The organism is Achromobacter sp. 2789STDY5608615, assembly GCF_001298995.1.
Lineage (GTDB): Bacteria > Pseudomonadota > Gammaproteobacteria > Burkholderiales > Burkholderiaceae_B > Achromobacter > Achromobacter insuavis.
The window spans coordinates 152,553-159,646 of the sequence record NZ_CYTY01000003.1; the positions used below are offsets into that span (position 1 = coordinate 152,553).

Sequence of the window (7,094 nt, forward strand, 5' to 3'; positions counted from 1 at the left end):
CTGGGAGGTCGACAGGGGCAGGATGATTTCGGTCAGGCGCAACATGAGGCAGGGGAACCGTGTCAGGGTTCAAGGGCTCGTAAAACGCGTATTAGAACACGCGCGCGGCCCCGTCCCGCGCCCCATGCCGCGCCGTCCGGGCGGGTCCGCGCTCAGCCGCCGCGGCGGACCGACGCCAGCCGTTGCACCACGTCCAGCAGGCGGTCGATCTCCTCGTAGGTGTTGTAGAACGCCAGCGACGGCCGCACCGTGGTTTCCACCCCGAAGCGGCGCAGGATCGGCTGGGCGCAATGGTGTCCGGTGCGCACCGCGATGCCCTCCTCGTTCAGCGCCTGGCCGACCTCCTCGGTGCTGTAGCCGTCCAGCACGAAGGACATGACGCTGGCCTTGTCCGCCGCCGTGCCGATCAGCCGCACGCCGGGGATGGCGCCCAGCCCGCGCATGCCATGGACCAGCAGGTCATGCTCGTAGCGGCCGATGTTCTCGATGCCCAGGCGCGTTACGTAGTCCAGCGCCGCGCCCAGCCCGACCGCATCGGCGATATTGCCGGTGCCGGCCTCGAACTTGTTCGGAATGGGCTGGAACACCGTTTTTTCGAAGGTCACGTCGGCGATCATGTTGCCGCCGCCCTGCCAGGGCGGCATGTCCTCCAGCACCTCGCGCCGGCCCCAGACCACGCCGATGCCGGTGGGCCCGAAGATCTTGTGGCCGGAAAACACGAAGAAGTCCGCGCCCAGCGCCTGCACGTCCACCCGCAGGTGCGACACCGACTGCGCGCCGTCCACCAGCACGCGGGCGCCGGCCCGGTGCGCCAGTTCGATGATGCGCGCGACCGGCGTGACGGTGCCGAGCGCGTTCGACACCTGGGTCACCGCGACGATGCGGGTGCGGTCATTGAGCAGCTTCTGGTATTCATCCAGCAGGATCTGGCCGGAATCGTCCACCGGAATCACGCGCAATCGCGCGCCCTTGGCCGCCGCCAGCTGCTGCCATGGCACGATGTTGGCGTGGTGCTCGAGGTTGGAGACGATGATCTCGTCGCCCTCGCCCACGTGCTGCGCGCCCCAGCTCTTGGCCACCAGGTTGATGGCCTCGGTGGTGCCGCGCACGAAGATCACCTCGTTGACGTCGGGCGCGTTGATGAAGCGCCGGACCCGCTCGCGCGCGCCCTCGTAGGCGTCGGTGGCGCGCGCCGCCAGCTCGTGCGCGGCGCGATGGATGTTGGAGTTCTCGTGGGCGTAGAAATACGCGATCCGGTCGATCACGCTTTGCGGCTTGTGGGTGGTGGCGGCATTGTCGAACCACACCAGCGGGCGGCCGTTGACGCGTTCCCGCAGCACGGGGAAGTCGCGCCGCACCGCGTGCACGTCGAACGGCGGATGGGCATCGGCGCCGGCATGCGGCGCGGTCCGCGCCTGGGGATGCGCGGGCGTGACGTAGCCACTGGGCAGCACGACCGCATCGACGAAGTAATAGCGCGGGTCCGGCGAGGCTGCGGCGGCCGCCGGCGGGGCCGGTGCCGCGGGAGTGGCGGCCCGGGCGGGCACGGCCAGCCCGGCCAGGTCGTCGCTGACCGCCGTGGCGCCCAGCACCGTGCCCGGCCGCGCCGGATGACCCTGCCCGCCCTCCAGGAAATAGTAGGGGATGGACTCCCCTGCCCCGGCGTCGGGCCGGACCGTCGTCGCACCGGGCGCGATCCCGGTGGCGCCCGCGCCGAAGCGCGGCTCGTAGGCCGGCACCGCCGTCACCACGTTGTCGGGCAGGCCGTTGCCCGCCTGCGCGTGCGGCAGCAGCGCCGGCGCGCGGTGCGCCAGCGATGGCAAGGGCGCTGGCGAGGCCGGCGCCAGGTTGGCGCCGGGCGCCAGCCCCTGCGGGATCGGCGTGCCGGGCACGCCCGGGCCCAGTCCCGCGGGGCTGACCAGCGGCGAGCCGGGCGGCGCGACGTTGACCGGAGCCTGCACCCCGGGCGGGACCGGCGCCGGCAGGTCGGCTGGCGCCGGCCGCCCCGGCAGCGCCGTGAAGAAGGCATTGGCCAGACGCGCCAGCACGTCCGGATCGATGGGCGCTTCCGGCGCGCCCGGCACGCCGCCGGCCAGGGCGGCGAAGCTTGGAGAGGAATCGGCGACAGCCATCGTGCGGCCTATTTGTAGGTGTCGGGATAGTCGTGGTACTTGCCGATCTCGACATCGTCGAGCACCGCCAGCGCGTCGTCGGCCAGCAGCGCCAGCGAGCAGTACAGCGAGATCAGGTAGGACGCGATGGCATGGTTGTTGATGCCCATGAAGCGCACCGACAGGCCCGGGCTCTGTTCGCCCGGCAGGCCCGGCTGGTACAGCCCGACCACGCCCTGGCGCTTGTCGCCCACGCGCAGCAGCAGGATCTTGGTCTTGCCATCGGCCACCGGCACCTTGTTGGACGGAATCAGGGGAATGCCGCGCCAGGTGATGAACTGCGAGCCGAACAGGCTGACCGTCGGCGGCGGCGTGCCGCGCCGCGTGGCTTCGCGGCCGAAGGCGGCGATGGCCAGCGGATGCGTCAGGAAGAAAGCCGGCTCCTTCCAGACCTTGGTCAGCAGCTCATCCAGGTCGTCGGGCGTGGGCGCGCCGGTCAGCGGGAAGATGCGCTGCTCCTCCGTCACCTGCGACAACAGGCCGTAATCGGGATTGTTGATGAGTTCGCTTTCCTGGTTTTCCTTGATGGTCTCGATGGTCAGGCGCAGCTGTTCCTTGATCTGGTCGTGCGGGCTGCTGTAGAGGTCAGAGATGCGGGTGTGCACGTCCAGCACGGTGCTGACGGCGTTCAGGAAATACTCGCGCGGCTGCTCCTCGTACTCGACGAAGGTGCGCGGCAACTGGTTCTCGGCTTCGCGCGCGGTGCACGTCACCTTGATGTTTTCGGGATTCTTGACCTTGTTCAGGCGGTAGATGCCTGCTTCGACCGGCGCCCATTGCAGCAAATGCGTCAGCCAGCGCGGGCTGATGGTGGCAAGTTGGGGTACGGTCTTGGTCGCATTGGCCAACTGCCTTGCGCCGTTGTCGCCCAATGCGACGGTCCCGCCTACGGTGGCACTCATTGAAATCTCCGAAGTGAACAAACACGCAAACAACACAGACAAAAAGAAAGGGCCGAAGCCCCTGGGGAAATAGCGGTCAGGCGGCGCGCTCGCGCGGACGCGCCTGGCCGGCGTCGGCCTGCGGCGTGCTGCGCGGGCCGGCCTGCGTGACGGTGGCGCCGGGCGCCACGTCGCTGGTGATCCAGACGTTGCCGCCGATCACCGCGCCGCGGCCCAGCGTCACGCGGCCCAGGATGGTGGCGCCGGCGTAGATGACGACCTCGTCTTCCACGATCGGATGGCGCGCCAGGCCTTTTTCCAGGTTGCCGTCGGCGTCGGTGGTGAAGCGCTTGGCGCCCAGCGTCACCGCCTGGTAGATGCGCACGCCGCGGCCGATGCGGGCGGTCTCGCCGATGACGACGCCGGTGCCATGGTCGATGAAGCAGCCCGGGCCGATCTGGGCGCCGGGGTGGATGTCGATGCCGGTTTCGCCATGGGCGATCTCGGCCGCGATGCGCGCCAGCAGCGGCAGGTCCAGCAGGTACAGCTGGTGCGCCAGGCGATGGTGGATCAGGGCGTGGATGCCGGGATAGCAGAGCAGCACCTCGTCCACGCTGCGCGCCGCCGGATCGCCGTGATAGGCCGCCAGCACGTCGCTGTCGAGCAGCCGCCGCACGTCCGGCAGCGCGGCGGCGAACCGCCGCACGATCGCGGCGGCGTGTTCATCGACGCCGGCATCGGCCGGCGCGTGACGCCGCAGCTCCAGCCGCGCCTGTTCCAGCAGGCTGCGCAGGGCCGCGTCCAGCGTGTAGCCGACGTAGAAATTCTCGCTTTCGTGGCGCATGTCGACCGGCCCCAGGCGCATGGGGAAAAGCGCGCGCTTGAACTTGTCGAAGATGTCGGCCAGCGCCTCGCGCGACGGAAACTCGCGTTCGCCCGGCTCGCGGGCGCGCTGTTGCGAGGTGCGCCATTGGGCGCGGATGCCGTCCAGGGCGCGCACCACGCCCTCCAGATCGAAGGCTGCCATGTCAGTCCTGCACCCAGGGCAGGCCGCGATGGCGCCAGCCGTCGCTCAGGCCGCGATGCTGGTTGGCGTCGAGCTCGCCTTCGAAGCCCTCGAAGACGTTGAAGACCGCCGAGAATCCCGCCTTGGCGGCCGCCTCCGCCGCCAGCGCCGAGCGCTTGCCGCTGCGGCACAGCAGCAGCACCACGGCGTCCTTGCCGCCGGCGCTGGCCACCTTGGCCTCCAGTTCGCGCACGAAGCGCGGGTTGCGGGTCAGGCTGGTGCCGGTGGCCCAGGGCACGTGCACCGTGCCGGGGATGTGGCCGACGAATTTGCGCTCTTCCGCCGAGCGCACGTCCACCAGCACCGCGTCGCCGTTCTGCGCCAGCGTCCAGGCGTCCACGGGCGAGACGCCGCCGGCATAGGAAAGGTGCTGGTCCAGCGCCGCAGCGCGCGCCTGCTCCAGGGTGGCAGGCAGGATCCGTTCGGTGACGGCGGCTTCGGGGGTGTCGTAGCTCATGGCGCAAGGGCCTCCAGGCTGGCCGCCAGAACAGGTGGCGGCGGAATCCACAATCTAGGCCTAAAGCGGCGAAATCCAAATGAATAAAAAGTCGGAAATTAACAACCGCGAGTTGTGTAGCGGCCGCGCGGGCGCTCAGGCCACGGCCGCCGCGTTGGCCGGCGGGGCCGGCGCCGCCGCGCGCTGGCCGGGACGGGCGGCGAGCAGTTCGCGCGTGTAGTCGTGCCGGGGCGACGTGAACACCTCCTCCACCGCGCCCTGCTCCACCAGCGCGCCCGCCGCCATGACCGCGACCCGGTCGCTGATGTGGCGCACCACTTCCAGGTCGTGCGAAATCAGCAGGTAGGTCAGGCCTAGGTCTTCCTGCAACTGCTGCAGCAGGTCCAGCACCTGCCGCTGCACCGCCACGTCGAGCGCCGAGACCGGCTCGTCCAGCACGATCAGGTCGGGTTGCAGCGCCAATGCGCGGGCGATGGCCACACGCTGCCGCTGGCCGCCCGACAGCGCGGCGGGCCGGCGCGCCGCCAGGGCGCGGTCCAGCGCCACCTGGTCCAGCAACTGCAAGGCGCGGTCGCGCCGCTCCTCGGGCCGACCGATGCCGAAGGCGCGCAGCGGTTCGGTCAGGATGTCCTCGATGGTGTAGCGCGGGTCGAGTGAGCCGTAGGGGTTCTGGTGCACGAACTGGATCCGCCGGCGCAGCTGGCGCAGCGGCTCGCCCCGGAGCGCGCCGATATCGCGGCCGCCGAACCGCACCTGGCCGGCGCTGGGCGTCTCCATGCGCACCACCATGCGGGCGGTGGTGGATTTGCCCGAGCCGGACTCGCCCACCAGCGCCAGCGTCTGGCCGCGCGCGATCTCGAACGACACGTCGCGCACGGCCTGCAGGCGCTGACCGCCGGCCAGCGCGAAGGTCTTCGCCAGGCCCTGGACCGCCAGCAGCGGCGGCGTGGCGGGCGCGGACACCGCCGGCCGCTGGCGCGTCGATGCGCCCGGTCGCGCCGCCAGCAGCGCCTGGGTGTAGGCGTGGCGCGGCCGCTCGAACACGTCGCCCGCGCCGCCCTCCTCCACGATCTCCCCGTGCCGCATCACGATGACGCGGTCGGCGCGTTCGGCCGCCAGCGCCAGGTCGTGCGTGATCAGCAGCACCGAGGTGCCGTTCTCCTGTTTCATCAGCGCCAGCTGATCCAGGATGCGACGCTGCACGGTCGCGTCGAGCGCGCTGGTGGGCTCGTCGGCGATCACCAGCCGGGGCCGGCAGGCAAAGGCGATGCCGATCAAGACGCGCTGGCGCATGCCGCCCGAGAGTTCGTGGGGATACTGCCGGGCGCGCAGCGCCGGCTGCGTCAGGCCGACCTGGTCCAGTATCTGCACGGCGCGCAGGCGGGCATTGAGGCGATCGGCCAGGCCGTGGATGCGCAGCACCTCGGCCACCTGCTCGCCGATCCGCATGGCCGGGTTCAACGCGACGCCGGGATCCTGCGGCACCAGCCCGATGTGCGCGCCGCGCAGCCGGCTCCAGGTGCGTTCGCCGGCCCGCGTCAGGTCTGCTCCCTGGAAATGGATGGCGCCGCGCAGGATGCGCGCGTCTTCCTGCAGCAGGCCGATGATGGCGTGCGCGGTGGTCGACTTGCCGGAGCCGGACTCGCCGACGATGGCCAGCACCTCGCCGGGGTGCACGTGCAGCGACACGCCGCGCACGGCGTGCGTCCATTGGCGCCCGGCCTGATAGGCCACGTGCAGGTCGCGCACGGCCAGCAGCGGCTGCGCCGCCGTTTCGCCGCGTTGGACGGACAGCGCCGTCACTGTGTTCAGGTTCATCGTGCCCCCCCGCAGGCGCCGCCGTTCAAAGGCCTTGCCCAGACTGTTGGTGGACAGCACCACCAGGATGATCACGCCGCCCGGCATGGCGGTCAGCCACCAGGCGCGCACCAGGTAATTGCGCCCTTCCGCCACCAGCGTGCCCCACTCGGGCGCGGGCGGCGCGGCGCCGAAGCCCAGGAAACTCAGCGCCGATACCGCGAGGATGGCGGCGCCCAGTTCCAGGCCCGCCAGCACCAGCACGGGGCCGGCGGCGTTGGGCACGATGTGGCGGCGCAGCACTGAGAACCAGCGCTCGCCGCTGCCGAAGGCCGCCTCGACATAGGCGTTCGCCTTGATCCGCAGCACTTCGGCCCGCATCAGCCGCGCGAAGGTGGTGATGGTGGCCACGCCGGCGGCCAGCGCCACGTTGACGGTGCCGAAGCCCAGCACGGTGATCACCATCAGCGACAGCAGCAGCGACGGGATCGCCAGCAATACGTCCACCACGCGCATCACCGCGTCGTCCACCGCGCGGCGCGAGAAGCCGGCCAGCAGGCCGAGGCAGCAGCCGGCGGCCAGGCCCAGCGAGACGGCGATCACGGTCGCCTTCAACGACAGCGCCGCGCCGTGCACCACCCGCGCATAGACGTCGCGGCCCAGGTAGTCGGTGCCGAACCAGTGCGCCAGGGACGGCGGCCGCAGGCGCAGCGCCACCCGGG

General features: G+C 71.0%; 5 protein-coding genes. All 5 read right to left on the bottom strand.

Translation table 11 applies throughout. The features are described 5' to 3' along the window. Nucleotides 1-152: 152 nt before the first annotated feature. Nucleotides 153-2,132 carry a family 2A encapsulin nanocompartment cargo protein cysteine desulfurase gene (locus AOZ49_RS03690; RefSeq protein ID WP_082380298.1) on the bottom strand — a complete coding sequence of 660 codons (1,980 nt, stop codon included), beginning with the start codon at nt 2,130-2,132 and terminating at the stop codon, nt 153-155. Nucleotides 2,133-2,140: 8 nt separating this feature from the next. Continuing rightward, nucleotides 2,141-3,073 carry a family 2A encapsulin nanocompartment shell protein gene (locus AOZ49_RS03695; protein WP_043775745.1) on the bottom strand — a complete coding sequence of 311 codons (933 nt, stop codon included), beginning with the start codon at nt 3,071-3,073 and terminating at the stop codon, nt 2,141-2,143. A 76-nt stretch (nt 3,074-3,149) separates the two neighbouring features. Continuing rightward, nucleotides 3,150-4,079 carry a serine O-acetyltransferase EpsC gene (gene epsC, locus AOZ49_RS03700; RefSeq protein ID WP_054430451.1) on the bottom strand — a complete coding sequence of 310 codons (930 nt, stop codon included), beginning with the start codon at nt 4,077-4,079 and terminating at the stop codon, nt 3,150-3,152. A gap of 1 nt (nt 4,080) precedes the next feature. Further along, complete coding sequence (locus AOZ49_RS03705; RefSeq protein ID WP_054430452.1) at nt 4,081-4,575, bottom strand: rhodanese-like domain-containing protein; 495 nt, start codon at nt 4,573-4,575, stop codon at nt 4,081-4,083. A 135-nt stretch (nt 4,576-4,710) separates the two neighbouring features. Continuing rightward, a partial coding sequence (locus AOZ49_RS03710; protein WP_197286693.1) for a dipeptide ABC transporter ATP-binding protein occupies nt 4,711-7,094 on the bottom strand: 2,384 nt, incomplete at its 5' end.

Excerpts from the sequence above, each read along its gene's own strand:
- AOZ49_RS03705 (WP_054430452.1), bottom strand. The coding sequence starts at position 4,575 with ATGAGCTACGACACCCCCGAAGCCGCCGTCACCGAACGGATCCTGCCT.
- epsC (WP_054430451.1), bottom strand. The coding sequence starts at position 4,079 with ATGGCAGCCTTCGATCTGGAGGGCGTGGTGCGCGCCCTGGACGGCATC.
- AOZ49_RS03695 (WP_043775745.1), bottom strand. The coding sequence starts at position 3,073 with ATGAGTGCCACCGTAGGCGGGACCGTCGCATTGGGCGACAACGGCGCA.
- AOZ49_RS03690 (WP_082380298.1), bottom strand. The coding sequence starts at position 2,132 with ATGGCTGTCGCCGATTCCTCTCCAAGCTTCGCCGCCCTGGCCGGCGGC.